General features: G+C 70.3%; 21 protein-coding genes. 8 read left to right on the forward strand and 13 right to left on the reverse strand.

The window, feature by feature from the left end; all coding sequences use genetic code 11:
* Positions 1-27: 27 nt before the first annotated feature.
* From BKD26_RS23530 to BKD26_RS23575, 10 genes are all read right to left on the reverse strand, one after another.
* A complete protein-coding gene (locus tag BKD26_RS23530; RefSeq protein ID WP_084901569.1) occupies positions 28-585 on the reverse strand; it encodes a TetR family transcriptional regulator in 558 nt (185 codons plus the stop codon).
* The gene (locus BKD26_RS23535; protein WP_084901757.1) at positions 585-905 is read right to left on the reverse strand and encodes a multidrug efflux SMR transporter; all 321 of its coding nucleotides are present in this window, start codon (positions 903-905) and stop codon (positions 585-587) included. The genes BKD26_RS23530 and BKD26_RS23535 overlap by 1 nt, the downstream gene beginning before the upstream one ends.
* A gap of 115 nt (positions 906-1,020) precedes the next feature.
* Positions 1,021-1,359, reverse strand: coding sequence for a metal-sulfur cluster assembly factor (locus BKD26_RS23540; RefSeq protein WP_084901571.1), 339 nt, complete (start codon positions 1,357-1,359; stop codon positions 1,021-1,023).
* Positions 1,356-1,820, reverse strand: coding sequence for a Fe-S cluster assembly sulfur transfer protein SufU (gene sufU, locus BKD26_RS23545; protein ID WP_073752600.1), 465 nt, complete (start codon positions 1,818-1,820; stop codon positions 1,356-1,358). Before sufU ends, BKD26_RS23540 begins: the two co-directional genes overlap by 4 nt.
* An 8-nt stretch (positions 1,821-1,828) precedes the next feature.
* Complete coding sequence (locus tag BKD26_RS23550; RefSeq protein WP_084901574.1) at positions 1,829-3,085, reverse strand: cysteine desulfurase; 1,257 nt, start codon at positions 3,083-3,085, stop codon at positions 1,829-1,831.
* Complete coding sequence (sufC, locus tag BKD26_RS23555) at positions 3,082-3,846, reverse strand: Fe-S cluster assembly ATPase SufC (RefSeq protein ID WP_084901575.1); 765 nt, start codon at positions 3,844-3,846, stop codon at positions 3,082-3,084. Before sufC ends, BKD26_RS23550 begins: the two co-directional genes overlap by 4 nt.
* 7 nt (positions 3,847-3,853) lie before the next feature.
* Entirely contained in the window at positions 3,854-4,171 is a 318-nt protein-coding gene (locus tag BKD26_RS23560) for a non-heme iron oxygenase ferredoxin subunit (RefSeq protein ID WP_073752594.1), read from the reverse strand.
* Positions 4,171-5,352: a Fe-S cluster assembly protein SufD gene (gene sufD / locus BKD26_RS23565; protein WP_084901578.1), complete on the reverse strand. Its 1,182-nt coding sequence runs from the start codon at positions 5,350-5,352 to the stop codon at positions 4,171-4,173. The genes BKD26_RS23560 and sufD overlap by 1 nt, the downstream gene beginning before the upstream one ends.
* Positions 5,353-5,490: 138 nt before the next feature.
* On the reverse strand, positions 5,491-6,906 hold the full coding sequence (sufB, locus tag BKD26_RS23570) for a Fe-S cluster assembly protein SufB (RefSeq protein ID WP_073752590.1): 1,416 nt from the start codon (positions 6,904-6,906) through the stop codon (positions 5,491-5,493).
* Positions 6,903-7,625 carry a helix-turn-helix domain-containing protein gene (locus tag BKD26_RS23575; protein ID WP_084901581.1) on the reverse strand — a complete coding sequence of 241 codons (723 nt, stop codon included), beginning with the start codon at positions 7,623-7,625 and terminating at the stop codon, positions 6,903-6,905. The genes sufB and BKD26_RS23575 overlap by 4 nt, the downstream gene beginning before the upstream one ends.
* 298 nt (positions 7,626-7,923) lie before the next feature.
* On the opposite strand from BKD26_RS23575, the gene BKD26_RS23580 reads away from it, so the two are divergent.
* Genes BKD26_RS23580 through BKD26_RS23590 form a run of 3 tightly spaced genes read left to right on the forward strand, consistent with a single transcriptional unit; the run spans position 7,924 to position 10,629 of the window.
* Positions 7,924-8,850 carry an ABC transporter ATP-binding protein gene (locus tag BKD26_RS23580; protein WP_084901584.1) on the forward strand — a complete coding sequence of 309 codons (927 nt, stop codon included), beginning with the start codon at positions 7,924-7,926 and terminating at the stop codon, positions 8,848-8,850.
* A complete protein-coding gene (locus tag BKD26_RS23585; RefSeq protein ID WP_084901587.1) occupies positions 8,847-9,614 on the forward strand; it encodes an ABC transporter permease in 768 nt (255 codons plus the stop codon). The genes BKD26_RS23580 and BKD26_RS23585 overlap by 4 nt, the downstream gene beginning before the upstream one ends.
* Before the next feature lie 34 nt (positions 9,615-9,648).
* On the forward strand, positions 9,649-10,629 hold the full coding sequence (locus tag BKD26_RS23590) for a COX15/CtaA family protein (protein WP_084901589.1): 981 nt from the start codon (positions 9,649-9,651) through the stop codon (positions 10,627-10,629).
* On the opposite strand, the gene BKD26_RS23595 is transcribed toward BKD26_RS23590, so the two are convergent.
* From BKD26_RS23595 to BKD26_RS23605, 3 genes are all read right to left on the reverse strand, one after another.
* Complete coding sequence (locus BKD26_RS23595) at positions 10,626-11,705, reverse strand: amidohydrolase family protein (RefSeq protein WP_084901591.1); 1,080 nt, start codon at positions 11,703-11,705, stop codon at positions 10,626-10,628. The genes BKD26_RS23590 and BKD26_RS23595 overlap by 4 nt on opposite strands.
* 69 nt (positions 11,706-11,774) lie before the next feature.
* Entirely contained in the window at positions 11,775-12,122 is a 348-nt protein-coding gene (locus tag BKD26_RS23600) for a hypothetical protein (protein WP_084901759.1), read from the reverse strand.
* 45 nt (positions 12,123-12,167) lie between these two features.
* The gene (locus BKD26_RS23605; RefSeq protein ID WP_084901594.1) at positions 12,168-13,109 is read right to left on the reverse strand and encodes a heme o synthase; all 942 of its coding nucleotides are present in this window, start codon (positions 13,107-13,109) and stop codon (positions 12,168-12,170) included.
* A gap of 362 nt (positions 13,110-13,471) precedes the next feature.
* Between BKD26_RS23605 and tkt the strand changes: the two genes are divergently transcribed.
* Genes tkt through pgl form a run of 5 tightly spaced genes read left to right on the forward strand, consistent with a single transcriptional unit; the run spans position 13,472 to position 20,059 of the window.
* Positions 13,472-15,559 (forward strand): transketolase, encoded by a 2,088-nt coding sequence (tkt, locus tag BKD26_RS23615; RefSeq protein WP_084901596.1) that lies wholly within the window; start codon positions 13,472-13,474, stop codon positions 15,557-15,559.
* 35 nt (positions 15,560-15,594) lie between these two features.
* Positions 15,595-16,713, forward strand: coding sequence for a transaldolase (gene tal, locus BKD26_RS23620; protein ID WP_084901599.1), 1,119 nt, complete (start codon positions 15,595-15,597; stop codon positions 16,711-16,713).
* Positions 16,714-16,716: 3 nt separating this feature from the next.
* Positions 16,717-18,249 carry a glucose-6-phosphate dehydrogenase gene (zwf, locus tag BKD26_RS23625; protein WP_084901601.1) on the forward strand — a complete coding sequence of 511 codons (1,533 nt, stop codon included), beginning with the start codon at positions 16,717-16,719 and terminating at the stop codon, positions 18,247-18,249.
* The gene (gene opcA, locus BKD26_RS23630; protein ID WP_084901604.1) at positions 18,246-19,280 is read left to right on the forward strand and encodes a glucose-6-phosphate dehydrogenase assembly protein OpcA; all 1,035 of its coding nucleotides are present in this window, start codon (positions 18,246-18,248) and stop codon (positions 19,278-19,280) included. The genes zwf and opcA overlap by 4 nt, the downstream gene beginning before the upstream one ends.
* Entirely contained in the window at positions 19,277-20,059 is a 783-nt protein-coding gene (pgl, locus tag BKD26_RS23635; RefSeq protein WP_084901606.1) for a 6-phosphogluconolactonase, read from the forward strand. Before opcA ends, pgl begins: the two co-directional genes overlap by 4 nt.
* The last annotated feature ends 83 nt before the right edge of the window (positions 20,060-20,142 follow it).

The raw sequence follows: 20,142 nt of genomic DNA on the forward strand, positions 1-20,142 counted from the left end.
TCTGTTCCCCGCAGGGCACGGTGGGGTTCACGCGAGCAGCCGGCCCAGCATCTCGGCGGCGTACCCCTCGTCGTACACCGTGTCCGTCAGCAGAACCTGGAGGCAGATCCCGTCCATCAGGGCGACCAGCGCGCGGGCGGTGGCCGGGTCCGTCCTGGCGGACAGGGCGGCCACCACGCCGTCGGTCCACTCGGCGGCCACCGGGCGCAGCGCCGGGCGCCGCAGCGCGGCGAGGTACAGCTCGTACTCCAGCTCCACGCCCGTGCGCTCGCCGCCGAGCCACCGCCCGGTCAGCCGGGCGAGCTCCGCCGCGAGGTCCGCCTCGGGGTCGGTGAGCGCCCCGCTGTCGCGGAGGGCCCCGGCGAACCCCTCGCCCGCCTGGCGCAGCGCGGCGACGAGCAGTTCGTCGAGGGAGGCGAAGTGGTACGTCGTCGAGCCGAGCGGCACGTCCGCCTCGGCCGCCACCGTGCGGTGGCTGAGCCCCGCGATGCCGCCGCGCCCGACGACGCGGATGGCCGCGTCGATGATGCGGCGGCGCCGGTCGGGGTCGTACCGGCGGGGTGCGCGCGGCGCACGCGGCGCCATCAGTGGGCCCCGCCGAGGTTGAGGACGACCACGCCGGCGATGACGAGGGCGATGCCGGCGACCTTGACCAGGCTGGTCGACTCCCCCAGGAACAGCATCCCGATCGCCGCGACGGCGGCGGTGCCGATGCCCGCCCAGATCGCGTACGCGGTGCCGACGGACAGCGTCTTGAGCGTCTGGGCGAGCAGGGTGAAGGCGAGCAGGTAGCCCGCGACGGTGATCAGCGAGGGCCACAGCCGGGTGAAGCCGTCGCTGTACTTCATGGCCGTCGTGCCGGCCACCTCCGCCGCGATGGCCGCGGCGAGCAGTCCGTATCCCATGTGTACGAGCGTACACATCAGTCGGCTCGACGGCGGGCACAGAAAACGGTCATGCCCTCCTCTGCTCGTCGAGCAGGGGAGGGCATGACCGTCACACCCGGTACGGGAGGGAACCTCAGACGTTGAAGCCGAGCGCGCGCAGCTGCTCCCGGCCGTCGTCGGTGATCTTGTCCGGACCCCACGGCGGCATCCAGACCCAGTTGATCTTCAGCTCGCTGACGATGCCCTCCGTCGCGGACTTCGCCTGGTCCTCGATCACATCGGTCAGCGGGCAGGCCGCGGACGTCAGCGTCATGTCCAGGGTCGCGATGTTGGAGTCGTCGATGTGGATGCCGTAGATGAGGCCGAGGTTGACGACGTCGATGCCCAGCTCGGGGTCGACGACGTCGTACAGCGCCTCGCGGACCTCCTCCTCGGACGCCGGCTTCATGGCAACCGTCTCGTTCTCGCTCATGCCGTCTTCCTCTCCGCGCCGTCACCCATCGCCTGGGCCGTCGCGTCCTTCCAGGCCATCCAGCTCAGCAGGGCGCACTTCACCCGGGCCGGGTACTTCGAGACACCGGCGAACGCGACCGCGTCCTCCAGCACCTCCTCCATCGCGTCGTCGGGCTCGATCCTGCCCTTGGACTGCATCAGCTCCAGGAAGGTGGCCTGGATCTTCTGCGCCTCGGCGAGTTCCTTGCCGACGAGCAGTTCATTCAGGACCGAGGCGGATGCCTGGCTGATGGAGCAGCCCTGCCCCTCGTACGACACGTCCGCGATGCGCGACCCGTCGTACTTGACGCGCAGCGTGATCTCGTCGCCGCACGTCGGGTTGACGTGGTGCACCTCGGCGTCGCCGTCCCGCAAGCCCCGCCCGTGCGGGTGCTTGTAGTGGTCCAGGATGACGTCCTGGTACATCGAATCCAGCTTCACACCCGCTCCTAGCCGAAGAAGTTCCGGACGTGCTCCAGGCCGTCGACCAAGGCGTCGACCTCGGCCGGCGTGGAGTACAGATAGAACGACGCCCGCGTGGTCGCAGGAATTCCGTACCTGAGGCAGACGGGCCGCGCGCAGTGGTGACCGACCCGGACCGCGATGCCCTGCTCGTCGAGGACCTGGCCCACGTCGTGCGGGTGGATGTCACCCAGCACGAAGGAGATCGCCGCGCCGCGGTCCTCGGCCGTCACCGGGCCGATGATCCGCAGGTCCGGGACCTCCTGGAGGCGGCGGACCGCGTACTCGGTGATCGCGTGCTCATGGCGCGCGATGTTCTCCATGCCGATCGAGGTGAGGTAGTCCACGGCCGCGCCGAGACCGACGGCCTGCGCGATCGGGGGCGTCCCCGCCTCGAACTTGTGCGGCGCCGGGGCGTACGTCGACGAGCTCATCGACACGGTCTCGATCATCTCGCCGCCGCCGAGGAACGGCGGGAGGTCCTCCAGCAGCTCCTGGCGGCCCCAGAGCACACCGATGCCGGTCGGGCCGCACATCTTGTGGCCGGTGAAGGCGACGAAGTCGGCCTGGAGGGCCTGCACGTCCAGCACCATGTGCGGGGCGGCCTGCGAGGCGTCGATCAGTACCAGGGCGCCGACGTCCTGGGCGCGGCGCACTATCGCCTCGACCGGGTTGACGGTGCCCAGGATGTTGGAGACCAGCGTGAAGGAGACGATCTTCGTCTTCTCCGTGATGATCTCTTCGATGTTCGACAGGTCGAGGCGGCCGTCGTCGGTCAGGCCGAACCACTTCAGCTTCGCGCCGGTGCGCTGCGCGAGCAGCTGCCACGGAACGATGTTGGAGTGGTGCTCCATCTCCGTGATGACGATCTCGGTCTCGTGGTCGACCCGGTAGGGCTCGTCGGCCCAGCCCAGCATGTTGGCGACGAGGTTGAGCGACTCCGAAGCGTTCTTGGTGAAGATCACCTCGTCCCGGCTGGGCGCGTTGATGAAGGCGGCGACCTTGTCACGCGCTCCCTCGTACAGCGCCGTGGCCTCCTCGGCCAGCACATGCACGCCGCGGTGCACATTGGCGTTGTGCCGCTCGTAGTACTCGCTGACGGCGTCGATGACCTGGCGCGGCGTCTGCGACGTCGCCGCGTTGTCCAGGTAGACGAGCTTCTTGCCGTCGTGGAGCACCCGGTCGAGAATCGGGAAGTCCTTGCGGAGCGCCTCGGTGTCGAGGAGGCCCGGCAGCTGTGTCACGCGGATACGCCACCCTTCGTGTAGGACTCGTAGCCCTCGTTCTCCAGCTTGTCGGCGAGCTCGGGGCCACCCGACTCGACGATCCGGCCGGCGGAGAAGACGTGGACGTGGTCCGGCTTGATGTAGCGGAGGATGCGCGTGTAGTGCGTGATCAGCATGGTGCCGACCTGGCCGCTCTCGCGGACGCGGTTGACGCCCTCGGAGACGATGCGCAGCGCGTCGACGTCCAGGCCGGAGTCGGTCTCGTCGAGGATCGCGACCTTCGGCTTGAGGAGCTCCAGCTGGAGGATCTCGTGGCGCTTCTTCTCACCGCCGGAGAAGCCCTCGTTGACGTTGCGCTCGGCGAAGGCGGGGTCCATGTTGAGGCGCTCCATGGCCTCCTTGACCTCCTTCACCCAGGTGCGCAGCTTGGGGGCCTCGCCGCGGATGGCGGTGGCGGAGGTGCGCAGGAAGTTGCTCACCGAGACGCCCGGGACCTCGACCGGGTACTGCATGGCCAGGAAGAGGCCGGCGCGGGCCCGCTCGTCGACGGACATCGCGAGGACGTCCTCGCCGTCGAGGGTGACGGTGCCGCTGGTGATCGTGTACTTGGGGTGACCGGCGAGGGAGTACGCGAGCGTCGACTTGCCGGAGCCGTTGGGGCCCATGATGGCGTGGGTCTCGCCCTGCTTCACGGTCAGGTCGACGCCCTTGAGGATCTCCTTCGTGGCGTTGTCGGCCTCGACGGAGACGTGCAGGTCGCGGATTTCAAGCGTTGCCATGGGTGACTCAGGACTCCTGGGTGACGGAGACGAGCACATCGTCCCCTTCGATCTTGACGGGGTATACGGGGACGGGGCGCGTCGCGGGAAGGCCGGACGGCTTGCCGGTACGAAGGTCGAAGGCTGAACCGTGCAGCCAGCACTCGATCTGGCAGTCCTCGACCTCGCCCTCCGACAGCGAGACGTTCGCGTGCGAGCAGATGTCGTGGATCGCGAACACCTCGCCCTCGGTCTGGACGATGGAGATGGGCGTGCCGTCGAGTTCCACCCGCTTCGGGGTGTCCTCCTCCAGCTCGCTCAGCCCACAGGCTCGGACGAAGGGCATCAGAGGGACGCCTCCAGCTCGGCCTCGATCTTGGTGATGAGGCGCTCCTCGACGTCCGGCAGACCGATCTGCTGGACCAGCTCGGCGAAGAAGCCGCGGACGACGAGGCGGCGGGCCTCGGTCTCCGGGATGCCGCGAGCCATCAGGTAGAAGAGCTGCTCGTCGTCGAAGCGGCCGGTGGCCGACGCGTGACCGGCGCCGGCGATTTCGCCGGTCTCGATCTCCAGGTTCGGCACGGAGTCGACGCGGGCGCCGTCCGTGAGGACCAGGTTGCGGTTCATCTCGTACGTGTCGGTGCCCTCGGCCGCGGCCTGGATGAGGACGTCACCGATCCACACGGCGTGGGCGTTGTCGCCCTGCAGCGCGCCCTTGTAGGCGACGTTGGACTTGCAGTGCGGGGTGTTGTGGTCGACGAGGAGACGGTGCTCCTGGTGCTGGCCCTGCTCGGTGAAGTACAGGCCGAACAGCTCGGCCTCGCCGCCGGTCGCGGCGTACTTCACGCGCGGGTGGAGGCGGACGAGGTCACCGCCGAAGGTGACGACGACCGACTTGAAGGAGGCGTCGCGGCCGATCAGCGCGTTGTGCTGGCCGACGTGGACGGCCTTCTCGTCCCAGTCCTGGATGGAGACGACGGTGAGCTTGGCGCCGTCGCCGAGCAGGTAGTCGACGTTGGCGGCGAGTACCGCGTCACCGGTGTGGTCGATGACCACGACGGCCTCGGCGAACGCGCCGAGCTCGACGACCTGGTGGCCGAAGGCGGTGCCGCCCTCGCCGTGCACGGAGATGCGGATCGGCTCGGTGAGCACGGTCTCCTTGGGCACGGTGACGACCGAGGCCTTCTCGAAGGCGGAGTACGCCTGGGCGGCGACCCGGTCCACCGGGGTGCCGGCCTTGCCGAGCCGGGCGTCGTCGCGGCCGACGGTCTCGACCGTGACGCCCTCGGGCGCCTCCACCTCGACGCGTACGCCGTCGCCGGTGGCGACCGCGGTGCCGTCGTGGAGCCCGCGCAGCCGCTCCAGCGGCGTGAACCGCCACTCCTCCTCGCGGCCGTGCGGGACGGGGAAGTCCGCGACGTCGAAGGACGGGGGTGCGCTCATGCGGGTCGCGACGGTGGACTCGGCCGCCACCGCGATGGAGCCGGCGGTGGTGGAGCCCGCCGGGAGATTCTGGGCCTCAGCCATGGCTGTCGGTCTGCTCGCTTTCTGCGTTCGGTGCGTTCGCTGCCCGCGGGGCGGCCCCGGCCGTGGCCGGGCGCCCTGCGGGCGGCTCACTGGACTCACCGGGTGAGCCCGGGGACGTGATCGATACGGCTGGGCGGGTCAGCCCACCGCGCCTTCCATCTGCAGCTCGATCAGCCGGTTGAGCTCGAGCGCGTACTCCATGGGCAGCTCCTTGGCGATCGGCTCGACGAAGCCGCGCACGATCATCGCCATGGCCTCGTCCTCCGACAGTCCGCGGCTCATCAGGTAGAAGAGCTGGTCCTCGGAGACCTTGGAGACGGTCGCCTCATGGCCCATGGACACGTCGTCCTCACGGACGTCCACGTACGGGTACGTGTCCGAGCGGGAGATCGTGTCGACGAGCAGCGCGTCGCACAGCACGTTCGACTTGGAGCCCGGCGCACCCTCGCCGATCTCGATGAGACCGCGGTAGGAGGTGCGGCCGCCGCCTCGCGCCACCGACTTGGAGACGATGTTGGAGGAGGTGTTCGGGGCCATGTGGACCATCTTGGCGCCGGCGTCCTGGTGCTGGCCCTCGCCCGCGAAGGCGATGGACAGGGTCTCGCCCTTGGCGTGCTCGCCCATCAGGTAGACGGCCGGGTACTTCATCGTCACCTTGGAGCCGATGTTGCCGTCGACCCACTCCATGGTCGCGCCCTCGTAGGCCACGGCGCGCTTGGTGACCAGGTTGTAGACGTTGTTCGACCAGTTCTGGATCGTCGTGTAGCGGCAGCGGCCGCCCTTCTTGACGATGATCTCCACGACGGCGCTGTGCAGCGAGTCCGAGGAGTAGATCGGGGCGGTGCAGCCCTCGACGTAGTGGACGTAGGCGTCCTCGTCGACGATGATCAGCGTCCGCTCGAACTGGCCCATGTTCTCCGTGTTGATACGGAAGTAGGCCTGGAGCGGGATCTCGACGTGCACGCCCTTGGGGACGTAGATGAACGAGCCGCCGGACCACACCGCGGTGTTCAGCGACGCGAACTTGTTGTCGCCGACCGGGATGACCGTGCCGAAGTACTCCTGGAAGAGCTCCGGGTGCTCCTTGAGCGCGGTGTCGGTGTCGAGGAAGATGACGCCCTGCTCCTCCAGGTCCTCACGGATCTGGTGGTAGACGACCTCCGACTCGTACTGGGCCGCGACACCGGCGACGAGGCGCTGCTTCTCCGCCTCGGGGATGCCGAGCTTGTCGTACGTGTTCTTGATGTCCTCGGGCAGGTCCTCCCAGGAGGCCGCCTGCTTCTCGGTGGAGCGGACGAAGTACTTGATGTTGTCGAAGTCGATGCCCGACAGGTCGGAGCCCCAGTTCGGCATGGGCTTCTTGTCGAAGAGGCGCAGACCCTTCAGCCGCAGCTTCAGCATCCATTCGGGCTCGTTCTTCTTCGCGGAGATGTCGCGGACGACGTCCTCGGAGAGACCGCGCTTGGCAGCGGCTCCGGCGGCGTCCGGGTCGGCCCAGCCGTACTCGTACCGACCCAGGCCCTCGAGCTCGGGGTGGCTGATCTCGGTGGTCATGCGGGGTTCCTCCCGGCCGTGCTTGCAGATGCTGATGATGTGGTGTGCGGGATGTACGTCGTGCAGACCCCGTCGCCATGGGCGATGGTCGCCAGTCGCTGCACGTGCGTTCCGAGCAGACGGCTGAAGATCTCGGTCTCGGCCTCGCACAGCTGCGGGTACTGCTCGGCGACGTGCGCGACCGGGCAGTGGTGCTGGCACAGCTGCTGTCCGACCGGCGCGTTGCGCGCCGTCGCAGCGTACCCGTCGGCGCTCAGGGCCCTGGCGAGCGCCTCGGCACGCTCCTCCGGCGCCGCCGCCTCGACCGCCTCGCGGTACGCCTCCGCCTGGGCCTCGATCCGGTCCCGGGCGAACGCGGCGACGGCGGCTTCACCGCCCGCGTTCCGCTCGATCCAGCGCAGCGCGTCGACGGCGAGCGAGTCGTACGACTGGTCGAAGGCGTCCCGGCCGCAGTCGGTCAGGGCGAACACCTTGGCCGGGCGGCCACGGGTGCGGGCGCCGTAGACGCGCTGCTCGCGCGGGGCGACGACGTCGTCGGCGACCAGCGCGTCGAGGTGCCGGCGGACGGCGGCCTGAGTGAGGCCGAGCCGCTTCGCGAGCTCGGCCACGGTGGACGGGCCGTGATCCAGGATGGACCGCGCGACCCGGTTGCGCGTGGAGCGCTCCCCGGTCGCGAGTTCCTCCGCTGGAGCCGCGGGAGCCTCACCGACGTTTTTCACAACGCCATTGTTGCGTAATTCCTCAGAGCCTGACAAGCGACGTCCTGACAGGTGGACGGTGCCGTGCATCACTAAGGGAAACCTAACCTGACCTGCGGAAACGATCAGCGTCGGCGCCGTGCGTGACCCGCAGCCCACCGGGCCTGACCTGCCCGTTTTGCCCGATCGCCGCCTGGAGTGCCGCTCTCTCTGAGCACCTGCCGAGGAGACCCGCCACGCCCCTTTCCGGCTGTTTCGCCGATACCGGACGCCACCCGCCGAACGGGGCGCCCCGCCCGGCTCTCTAGACTGCCTTGCCATGCGATACGAGTCCGTCGTCCAGGTCCGGGGCCTGGTCAAGCGGTACGGGACCAAGACCGCGGTGAACGGCCTCGACCTCGACGTCCGGGCGGGCACGGTCACCGCCGTCCTGGGCCCCAACGGGGCCGGCAAGACCACCACCGTCGAGACCTGCGAGGGCTACCGCCGCGCCGACGCCGGCACCGTCCGCGTCCTCGGCCTCGACCCGGTCGCCGACGCGGCCCGCCTCCGTCCCCGCATCGGCGTGATGCTCCAGTCCGGCGGCGTCTACTCCGGCGCCCGCGCCGACGAGATGCTCCGCCACATGGCCACCCTGCACGCCCACCCCCTCGACGTGGACGCCCTGATCGAGCGCCTCGGGCTCGGCTCCTGCGGCCGGACGACGTACCGGCGGCTCTCCGGCGGCCAGCAGCAGCGCCTGGCCCTCGCCATGGCCGTCGTCGGCCGCCCCGAGCTCGTGTTCCTCGACGAGCCGACCGCCGGTCTCGACCCGCAGGCCCGCCGCTCCACCTGGCAGCTGATCCGCGAGCTGCGCGCCGACGGCGTCACCACCGTCCTGACCACCCACTTCATGGACGAGGCGGAGGAGCTGGCCGACGACGTCGCAATCATCGACGCCGGCCGGGTCGTGGCCCAGGGCAGCCCCGAGGAACTGTGCCGGGGCGGCGCCGAGAACACCCTCCGCTTCACCGGCCGCCCCGGCCTGGACCTCGGCTCCCTGCTGAAGGCCCTCCCGGACGGCACCGCGGCCGCCGAGCTGACGCCGGGCGCGTACCGCATCAGCGGCACGGTGGACCCGCAGCTGCTGGCCACGGTCACCACGTGGTGCGCCCAGCACGGGGTGATGCCGGACGGCATCGCGGTCGAGCGGCACACCCTCGAAGACGTCTTCCTGGAACTGACCGGCAAGGAGCTGCGTTCATGAGTGCCGGGACCTACACGCCCAAGCCCGGCGCGGCGCCGGTCTGGCGGATGATCACCGCGCAGGCCGCGTTCGAGACGAAGATGCTGCTGCGCAACGGCGAGCAGCTGCTGCTCACCGTGATCATCCCCTCGCTCCTCCTCGTGCTGTTCTCGACGGTCGACATCATCGACACGGGCAGCGGGAAGGCCGTGGACTTCCTCGCGCCCGGCGTCCTGGCGCTCGCCGTGATGTCGACGGCCTTCACCGGCCAGGCCATCGCGACCGGCTTCGAGCGGCGGTACGGGGTGCTCAAGCGCCTGGGCGCGTCACCGCTGCCCCGCTGGGCGCTGATGACGGCCAAGACCGCCTCGGTCCTGGTCACCGAGGTCCTCCAGATCGCGCTGCTGACGGTGATCGCGCTGTCGCTGGGCTGGTCGCCGCACGGCAACCCCCTGTCCGTCCTGCTGCTCCTCCTGCTCGGTACGGCGGCGTTCTCCGGGCTCGGTCTGCTGATGGCCGGGACGCTGAAGGCCGAGGCGACGCTGGCCGCCGCGAACCTGGTGTTCCTGCTGCTCCTGGTGGGCGGCGGGGTGATCGTGCCGCTGGAGAAGTTCCCCGGCGCGGCACGGGCGGTGCTGGAGCTTCTCCCGATCTCGGCGCTGTCGGACGGGCTGCGGGACGTGCTCCAGGGCGGCGCGCCGATGCCGTGGGGCGCGGCGGGGATCCTGACCGTGTGGGCGGTCGCCGGACTGGGTGCGGCGGCGCGCTTCTTCCGCTGGGAGTGACCCTCGTGAACGCATGCACAAGCAGGCACCTACGATGGAGTCCGTGTTGACCCCCCTCGCCTATATCGCCCAGCGCTGGACACCCTCCCCCAAGACGGTCCGGCGCGCCGCACTCTCCGCCGTCGTCATGACGGTCGTCATCATCGTGACGGGCGGTGCCGTCCGGCTGACCGGTTCCGGCCTCGGCTGCGACACCTGGCCCAAGTGCACGGACGACAGCCTCTTCACCACGTCCGAGCAGGGCATCCACGGCGCGATCGAGTTCGGCAACCGGATGCTGACGTACGTGGTGTCGGCGGCGGTGGGCTGGTTCATCGTCGCGGCGCGCTGCGCCAAGCCGTGGCGGCGGGAACTGAGCCGGCTGGGGTGGCTGCAGTTCTGGATCGTGGCGCTCAACGCCGTCATCGGCGGCATCACGGTGCGCCTGGAGCTCAACCCCTGGACGGTGGCCGTCCACTTCCTCGCCGCCAACGCACTGCTGACGGTCACCACGGTCAGCTGGCTGCGCACCCGTGAGGGCGACGGCGCGGCCCGCCCCCGTGTGCCGGGGCCGGTGCGGAAGCTCAGCTGGGCGCTGGTGGTCGTCGCCGGGCTGCTCGTGGCGGCGGGCACCACGGTGACGGGCTCGGGCGAGCACGCGGGCGACAGCAGTGACGTACCGCGCATGCCGTTCGACTACGCCTCCGTCGCGCAGATCCACGCGCTCTTCGCCTGGGCGGTGTGCGCCCTGGCGCTGGCCGTGTTCTTCGTGCTGCGCGTGGTGGACGCCCCGGACGACACCCGGGCGCGCGCCCGTGACCTGCTGCTGATGCTGCTGGCGCAGGGCGGCATCGGGTACGTGCAGTACTTCACGGGGGTGCCGGAGATCCTGGTCGGCCTGCACATGCTGGGCTCGTCGCTGATGTGGATCGCGGTGCTGCGCCTGGCGCTCAGCCTGCGCGAGCGGCCCCTCGCGGCGCCGGGCGCCGGGATTCCCGCGCAAGCGCCGGACGCGGCGCTGAGCACGACCGTCTAGTTCAGCCGGTACACCCGCCGGGCGTTCCCCGCCGCGATCATGTCGGCGACCCGCTGGGCGTCCGTACGGGACCACGAGCCGTCGCAGACCCAGTCGGCCAGCACCCGTGTGAGCGCCTCGCGGAACACCCGCGCGCCCACCACGTGCAGCTCGGGCAGCCCCCGGGCGCCGCTGGAGAACAGCAGCTTGCCGAACGGCGCGAGCTCCAGCGTCTCGGCCAGCACGGCCGCCGCCCGCGCGCCCGTCCGCGCGAGCGCGGGGCCCAGGTCGGCGTACACGTGCGGGAACACGCTCGTCAGGTGCGCGGCCTGCCGGTGGTACGGGTAGCCGTGCAGCAGCACCAGGTCGGTGCCGAGCCCGGCGGTGGCCGCCGCGAAGTCCCCGAGGCTCATGGGGTCGTCCACGCCCACGTGCAGCTGGAGCGGCCGCCCGGACGCCACCGCGATCCACAGCAGGTGCCGCAGCAGTACGGGGTCGGTGAGCGCCCCGCCGACCTGGCGGCGGGCCAGCCACCGCCCTGCCGCGCCCCGTACCTCACCCGGGCCGGGCGGCGCGGGCGCGAGGGCGAGCCCGTGGCGTACCGCCGCCACGGAGGTGAACGCCACGGCGGAGACGGCCGCTCCGTGCACGGCCTCGGCGAGGTTGGCGAGCAGGGAGTCGACGGTGCCGGACGTGTCGGCGACCTGCTCGGCGAGCAGTTCCAGGCGGACGATCTCGTGGGCCCGGGCGTCGCCCGCGGCGGCGATCTCGACCGGGCCTGTGAGGTCGCCGGGCAGGCCGGTCTCCACCAGATAGGTGGAGATCCCGGTGGCGCGCAGCAGCCGGCGGCCGGACTCCAGGACGCCGAGCTCCCGGCGGCGGGCCAGGTAGCGGGAGGGCGGGCAGTGCGGTTCGAGGCCGAGCAGGGGCGGGCACCAGCGGCGTACGGCGAAGCCGGTCTGGGTGTCGAAGAAGGTCGTGCCGGCCGCGGGCGGTCCCTCGGCCCGGCCGAGCAGGGTCTCGAAGGTGCCCAGGCCCAGCTCCGTACGGAGCACCCCGTGGCAGTACTGGTCCACCAGCGTCGGGGTGTCGATCATTGCGGGGGCTCCCTGCGGCGGATGGACCTTTACAGGTCCTAACGGGTGACCCCCGCCCAAGGTGTTGCCTCAGTCGTTCGAGGGGCCGCCGACCTGGATGCCCGCCATGCGGGTCCACTCGTACGGGCCCGTGCGGACCTTGGCCGCGAGGTCGCCGTCGAAGGAGTCGTGGAGGGTGAGGCCCGCCTTCTCGGCGGCGCTCTTCGCGACCTCGTGCGTGGGCGCGACCAGGTCGCCCCAGCCGCCGTCCTCGCCGACGAGGACGATGCGGGTGCCCATCTGGCCGAGGTAGGCCAGCTGGCCCTCGGCGCCGCCGTGCTCCTTGGAGAACGCCTGGATCTGCTTGGCGAGCTTCGCGGCCTTGCGCTCGGCCTTGCCCTCCGCCTGCTTGGTGTCGCCCTGCTTCGTGTCTGCCATGAACAGGATGCTACCCACCGGTAGGAAAACCCGCCAGAGCCTGCTCTACCGCAGGAAGGGGTCCACCGCCACCGCCACGAACAGCAGCGACACATACGTGATCGACCAGTGGAACAGCCGCATTTCCTTCAGCTTGCCGCCCGTCTCGCCGGACTTCGCGCGGTTCTGCAGGGCGTGCGCCTCCCACAGCCACCAGCCGCCGGTCGCCAGCGCCACCGACGTGTAGAACCAGCCGGTGTAGCCGAGCGGCGTCAGCAGCAGGGAGACGGCGACCATCACCCAGCTGTAGAGGACGATCTGCCGGGCCACCACCTTGTTCGAGGCGATGACGGGCAGCATGGGCACGCCCACGCGCGCGTAGTCCTCCTTCACCTTCATCGACAGCGGCCAGTAGTGCGGCGGCGTCCAGAAGAAGATGACGAGGAAGAGGACGACGGCGGCCCAGGACATCGAATCGGTGACGGCGGACCAGCCGATGAGGACCGGCATACAGCCGGCGATGCCGCCCCACACGATGTTCTGCGAGGTGCGGCGCTTGAGGATCATCGTGTAGACGACGACGTAGAAGAGGAGCGCGCCGAGCGAGAGCCAGGCGGACAGCCAGTTGACGAGCAGCCCGAACCAGAGGGTGGAGACGACGGCGAGGGTGAGGCCGAAGACCAGCCCCTCACGCGGCGAGACCATGCCGGTGACCAGCGGCCGCTGCGACGTGCGGTCCATCAGGGCGTCGATGTCACGGTCGATGTACATGTTCAGCGCGTTGGCGCCGCCGGCCGAGAGGTAACCGCCGAGGCAGGTGTTGAGCACCAGCCACAGGTCGGGCACGCCCTGCTCGGCCAGGAACATCACGGGGACCGTGGTGATGAGGAGCAGCTCGATGATGCGCGGCTTGGTCAGCGCCACGAAGGCCTTGACGCGGGCCCCGAATGGCCGCTTTCCCGTGCTCGCCCCGAGCACACCCGCCGGACGGGATTCGACGGCCGTCACGCACACCCCTGACAGAGACATCCCAGCGAGCAGCACCGGACGGAAGGAGGTGAAGGCCCGGTAAAGACTCGCGCGTACCACGCCACTCTAGACGTTGCCCATACCTCGCCCTTCGCGGGGGTGGGTCGTGTTGAGAGGGGCACCGCAAAGGGTGGTTTCCACGCTCGGATGAGCGATCGGATGAGCGCCTCCGTATTCACTTGCCGAAAGCCGTAGGGCCCAGTCAGGAGGCGGATCCCGGCCGATCCCGGCAGTCTGGAATGACTCGAAAAAATGCACGTTCTCACGGGGGTAGGCTCGACAACGGCCGGTGGGATCTACGTCACCGGCATTCGACATGTGGAGAGGAGCCCTGACCCAGGGTGAGCACCAAGCCGACCACCACAGACCTCGAGTGGACCGAGTTGGACCAGCGGGCCGTCGACACCGCCCGCATCCTGGCCGCCGATGCCGTACAGAAGGTCGGCAACGGCCATCCCGGTACGGCCATGAGCCTGGCCCCGGCCGCGTACGCCCTCTTCCAGAAGGTGATGCGGCACGACCCGGCGGACGCCGACTGGACCGGGCGCGACCGTTTCGTGCTGTCCGCCGGACACTCGTCCCTGACGCTCTACATCCAGCTGTACCTGGCCGGGTTCGGCCTGGAGCTGGACGACCTGAAGGCGTTCCGGACCTGGGGCTCCAAGACCCCGGGCCACCCGGAGTACGGCCACACGGTCGGCGTCGAGACGACGACCGGCCCGCTGGGCCAGGGTGTCGCCAACGCCGTGGGCATGGCCATGGCCGCCCGCTACGAGCGCGGCCTGTTCGACCCGGAGGCGGCGCCCGGCACCTCGCCGTTCGACCACTTCGTCTACTGCGTCGCCGGTGACGGCTGCCTCCAGGAGGGCATCTCCGCGGAGGCGTCCTCGACGGCCGGGCACCAGAAGCTGGGCAACCTGATCCTGCTGTGGGACGACAACCACATCTCGATCGAGGGCGACACCGAGACCGCCGTCTCGGAAGACACGATGCAGCGGTACGAGGCGTACGGCTGGCACGTCCAGCGCGTGGAGCCCAAGGAGAACGGCGACCTCGACCCCGAGGCCCTCTTCCGTGCCCTCCAGGCCGCCAAGGCCGAGACCACCCGCCCGTCGTTCATCGCGATGCGCTCGATCATCGCGTGGCCGGCGCCCAACGCGCAGAACACCGAGGCCGCCCACGGCTCGGCGCTCGGCGACGAGGAGGTGGCGGCCACCAAGCGCGTCCTGGGCTTCGACCCCGAGAAGTCCTTCGAGGTGTCGGACGAGGTCATCGGCCACACCCGGCAGGCCCTGGACCGCGGCCGTGAGGCCCGCGCCAAGTGGGAGAAGCAGTTCCAGGAGTGGCGTGCCGCCAACCCGGAGCGCGCCGCCGAGTTCGACCGCATCGCCGCGGGCGAGCTGCCCACCGGCTGGGAGGAGAAGCTCCCGGTCTTCGAGACCGGCAAGGGCGTCGCCACCCGCGCGGCCTCCGGCAAGGTGCTCCAGGCGCTGGGCGCGGTCATCCCCGAGCTGTGGGGCGGCTCCGCCGACCTGGCCGGCTCGAACAACACGACGATCGACAAGACGTCGTCGTTCCTCCCCGAGGGCAACCCGCTGCCCGAGGCGGACCCGTACGGCCGCACCATCCACTTCGGTATCCGTGAGCACGCCATGGCCGCGGAGATGAACGGCATCGCGCTGCACGGCAACACCCGCATCTTCGGCGGCACCTTCCTGGTGTTCTCCGACTACATGCGCAACGCCGTCCGCCTCTCCGCGCTGATGCACCTGCCGGTGACGTACGTGTGGACGCACGACTCCATCGGCCTCGGCGAGGACGGCCCGACGCACCAGCCGGTCGAGCACCTGGCCTCGCTGCGCGCCATCCCGGGCCTGAACATCGTGCGCCCGGCCGACGCCAACGAGACGGCGATCGCCTGGCGCGAGATCCTCCGCCGCTGGACCAAGGAGTTCGGCAAGGGCGCCCCGCACGGTCTGGCGCTCACCCGCCAGGGCGTTCCGACGTACGAGTGGAACGACGACGCCGCCCGCGGTGGCTACGTGCTGTTCGACGCCGACGGCGGTGAGCCGCAGGTCGTGCTGATCGGTACGGGCTCCGAGGTGCACCTGGCCGTCCAGGCCCGTGAGCAGCTCCAGGCCGCCGGTGTTCCGACGCGGGTCGTGTCGATGCCGTCCGTGGAGTGGTTCGAGGAGCAGGACCAGGGGTACCGGGATGCGGTGCTGCCGCCGTCGGTGAAGGCGCGCGTCGCGGTCGAGGCCGGGATCGGTCTGACCTGGCACCGGTACGTCGGTGACGCGGGTCGCATCGTTTCGCTGGAGCACTTCGGTGCTTCGGCCGACGGCAAGGTGCTCTTCCGTGAGTTCGGCTTCACTGCCGAGGCGGTCGCCGCCGCCGCCAAGGAATCGATCGAAGCCGCCGCGCGCTGACGCCGGTATACGAACTAGTAGGAGATGCAATTCTCATGACAGACGCACTCAAGCGCCTCTCCGACGAAGGCGTCGCGATCTGGCTGGACGACCTGTCCCGCAAGCGGATCACGTCCGGCAACCTCGCCGAACTGATCGACCAGCAGCACGTGGTGGGTGTCACCACCAACCCGTCGATCTTCCAGAAGGCGATCTCCGAGGGCCACGGCTACGACCAGCAGCTGTCGGACCTCGCCGCCCGTGAGGTGACCGTCGAGGAAGCCATCCGCATGATCACGACGGCGGACGTGCGGGACGCCGCCGACATCCTGCGCCCGGTCTTCGACGCGACCCACGGCCTGGACGGCCGGGTGTCGATCGAGGTCGACCCGCGCCTGGCGCACAACACCAAGGCGACGGTCGCCGAGGCGAAGCAGCTGGCGTGGCTGGTGGACCGGCCGAACACGCTCATCAAGATCCCGGCCACCAAGGCGGGTCTGCCGGCGATCACCGAGGTCATCGGCCTCGGCATCAGCGTCAACGTCACGCTGATCTTCTCGCTGGAGCGCTACCGCGCGGTGATGGACGCCTACCTGGCCGGTCTGGAGAAGGCCAAGGAGCGCGGCCTGGACCTGTCGAAGATCCACTCGGTGGCGTCCTTCTTCGTGTCCCGCGTGGACACCGAGATCGACAAGCGGCTGGACTCCCTCGGCACCGACGAGGCCAAGGCGCTGCGCGGCAAGGCCGCCCTCGCCAACGCCCGCCTGGCGTACGAGGCGTACGAAGAGGTGTTCAGCGGCGAGCGCTGGGCGGCCCTGGACAAGGCGCAGGCCAACAAGCAGCGTCCGCTGTGGGCCTCGACCGGCGTCAAGGACCCGGCGTACAAGGACACGCTGTACGTCGACGAGCTGGTCGCGCCGGGCACGGTGAACACCATGCCGGAGGCGACCCTGGAGGCCACCGCCGACCACGGTGAGATCACCGGCAACACGATCGCGGGTACGTACGGCCAGGCGCGCGCCGACCTCGCGGCCCTCGAGAAGCTCGGCATCGGCTACGACGACGTCGTGCAGCTGCTGGAGGACGAGGGCGTCGACAAGTTCGAGGCGTCCTGGAACGACCTGCTCAAGTCGACCGAGGCGGAGCTCAAGCGCCTCGCCCCTTCGGAGGCGTAACCCTTGAACGCAGTTCATGGAGCGAATCCGCTCCGTGACGCCGCAGACCGACGGCTCCCGCGCATCGCGGGGCCGTCGGGCCTGGTGATCTTCGGCGTCACGGGCGATTTGTCCCGTAAAAAGCTGATGCCTGCCGTGTACGACCTGGCCAACCGGGGCCTGCTCCCGCCGGGTTTCTCGCTGATCGGGTTCGCTCGTCGGGAGTGGGCGGACGAGGACTTCGCCGACGAGGTGTACCAGGCCGTCAAGCAGCATGCCCGTACGCCCTTCCGTGAGGAGGTGTGGCAGCAGCTCAGCCAGGGCATGCGGTTCGTCCAGGGCAACTTCGACGACAACGAGGCGTTCGAGACCCTGAAGAAGACGATGGAGGAGCTCGACCAGGCGCAGGGCACCGGCGGCAACTTCGCGTTCTACCTCTCCGTACCGCCCAAGTTCTTCCCCGTCGTGGTCCAGCAGCTGAAGAAGCACGGGCTGGCCGACGAGAAGGGCGACGCCTGGCGGCGCGCGGTCATCGAGAAGCCGTTCGGGCACGACCTGGCCTCCGCCAAGGAGCTCAACGAGATCGTCCACGAGGTCTTCTCGCCCGACCAGGTCTTCCGGATCGACCACTACCTGGGCAAGGAGACCGTCCAGAACATCCTGGCGCTGCGGTTCGCCAACACGCTCTTCGAGCCGATCTGGAACCGGTCGTACGTCGACCACGTACAGATCACGATGGCCGAGGACATCGGCATCGGCGGCCGCGCCGGGTACTACGACGGCATCGGCGCCGCCCGTGACGTCATCCAGAACCATCTTCTCCAGCTGCTGGCGCTGACCGCGATGGAGGAGCCGGCCTCCTTCGACGCGGACGCGCTCGCGGCCGAGAAGACCAAGGTGCTGGGCGCGGTGAAGCTGCCCAAGGACCTCGGCAAGTCCTCCGTGCGCGCCCAGTACGCGGCCGGGTGGCAGGGCGGCGCGAAGGCCGTCGGCTACCTGGAGGAGGAGGGCATCGACCCGCAGTCGAAGACCGACACCTACGCCGCGATCAAGCTGGGGATCGACAACCGCCGCTGGGCGGGCGTCCCCTTCTACCTGCGCACCGGCAAGCGGCTCGGCCGCCGGGTCACCGAGATCGCGGTCGTCTTCCAGCGCGCCCCGCACTCCCCGTTCGACCACACGGCGACGGAGGAGCTGGGGCAGAACGCCCTGGTCATCCGCGTCCAGCCGGACGAGGGCGTGACGCTGCGGTTCGGGTCGAAGGTGCCGGGCACGTCGATGGAGGTCCGGGACGTCTCGATGGACTTCGCGTACGGCGAGTCCTTCACGGAGTCCAGCCCCGAGGCGTACGAGCGGCTCATCCTCGACGTCCTGCTCGGTGACGCCAACCTCTTCCCGCGCACGGAGGAGGTCGAGCTGTCCTGGAAGATCCTCGACCCGATCGAGCAGTACTGGGACCGGCACGGCAAGCCCGCCCGGTACGAAGCCGGGACGTGGGGGCCGGTCGAGGCGGACGAGATGCTCGCACGAGACGGACGGAGCTGGCGCCGGCCATGAAGACCGACCTTACGGACACCACATCCAGCAAGATCAACAAGGCGCTGGTGCTGGGGCGGCGCGCCATCGGTACGCCTGCCATAGGCATGGTGCTCACCCTGGTCATCGTCACCGACGAGGAGAACGCCTACGACGCGCTGAAGGCCGCCAACGAGGCGTCCCGCGAGCACCCCTCGCGGACCCTGGTCGTCATCAAGCGCCCCTCGCGTTCGCCGCGCGACCGGGCCAACGCGCGCCTGGACGCCGAGGTGCGGCTGGGTGCGGACGCCTCCACCGGCGAGACGGTGGTGCTGCGGCTGTACGGCGAGGTCATCGACCACGCCCAGTCGGTGGTCCTGCCGCTGCTGCTGCCGGACGCCCCGGTGGTGGTCTGGTGGCCGGTGGCCGCGCCGACCGACCCGGCCAACGACCCGCTGGGCGCCCTCGCGCAGCGGCGCGTCACCGACTCGTACGCGTCCGAGCACCCGGTACAGGAGCTGGTCGCGCGCGCCGCCGCCTACACACCGGGTGACACGGACCTGTCCTGGACCCGGATCACGCCGTGGCGTTCGATGCTCGCGGCGGCCCTGGACCAGGTGACGTGCGAGGTCACGTCCGCCGAGGTGGAGGGCGAGGAGTTCAACCCGAGCGTCGAGCTGCTGGCGATGTGGCTGGCGGACCGGCTGAAGATCCCGGTGAAGCGCTCGACGTCGGCGGGGCCCGGTCTGACGGCCGTACGGATGGAGACGAACTGCGGCCCCATCGTGCTGCACCGGCCGGACGCCTCGCTGGCGACGCTGTGCATCCAGGGGCAGCCGGATCGCGCGGTGGCGCTCAAGCGCCGTGAGACGTCCGAGCTGATCGCGGAGGAGCTGCGGCGCCTCGACCCGGACGACACGTACGCGTCGGTGCTGCGGTACGGCGTGGAGCGGCTGGGCCAGGCGGCGAAGCCCGCCGCCGGGGAACCTGTCGCGGAGGGTTCCGCGGACAAGCCCGCCGCGGACAAGCCCGCCGCGAAGAAGGCCGCGGCCAAGAAGGCGGCGGCCAAGTGAGCGCTCCGCAGCTCGTCGTCCACCGCGACAAGGGGCTGATGGCGCAGGCCGCGGCGGCCCGGCTGATCACGAAGATCGTGGACGCCCAGGCCGCCCGCGGCTCCGCCTCGGTGGTCCTGACCGGTGGCCGCAACGGCAACGGACTGCTGGCGGCACTGAGTTCGTCCCCCGCCCGGGACGCGATCGACTGGTCGCGCCTGGACCTGTGGTGGGGCGACGAGCGGTTCCTCCCGGAGGGCGATCCCGACCGGAACGACACCCAGGCCCGCGAGGCGCTCCTCGACAGCGTCCCGCTCGACCCGGCGCGGCTGCACACCATGCCGGTGGCGGGCGGCGCGTACGGCGCGGACGCGGACGCCGCGGCCGCCGCGTACGCCGACGAACTGGCCGCCGCGGCCGGGCCGGAGGACCATGGCCCGGTGCCGACGTTCGACGTCCTGATGCTGGGCGTCGGCCCGGACACGCATGTCGCCTCCCTCTTCCCCGAGCTTCCGGCGGTGCGGGAGACGGAACGCACGGTGGTGGGCGTGCACGGCGCGCCCAAGCCGCCGCCGACCCGTATCACGCTGACGCTCCCGGCGATCCGGGCGGCGCGTGAGGTGTGGCTGCTGGCGGCGGGAGAGGACAAGGCGCAGGCGGCGGCGATCGCGCTGTCGGGTGCGGGCGAGGTCCAGGCCCCGGCCGCCGGGGCGTACGGCAGGTCGCGGACGCTGTGGCTGCTGGACCAGGCGGCGGCGGCGCGGCTGCCGCGGGCCCTGTACCCACCGGCGATTCCCTGACGGGTACGCGGTTCTGCTGGGCGAAGGCCCGGTTCACCTCGCTGGGGGGTGAGCCGGGCCTTCAGCGTCTCTTCGGCGTCGGC

Source organism: Streptomyces sp. CB03238 (assembly GCF_002099185.1).
Classification (GTDB): Bacteria; Actinomycetota; Actinomycetes; order Streptomycetales; family Streptomycetaceae; genus Streptomyces.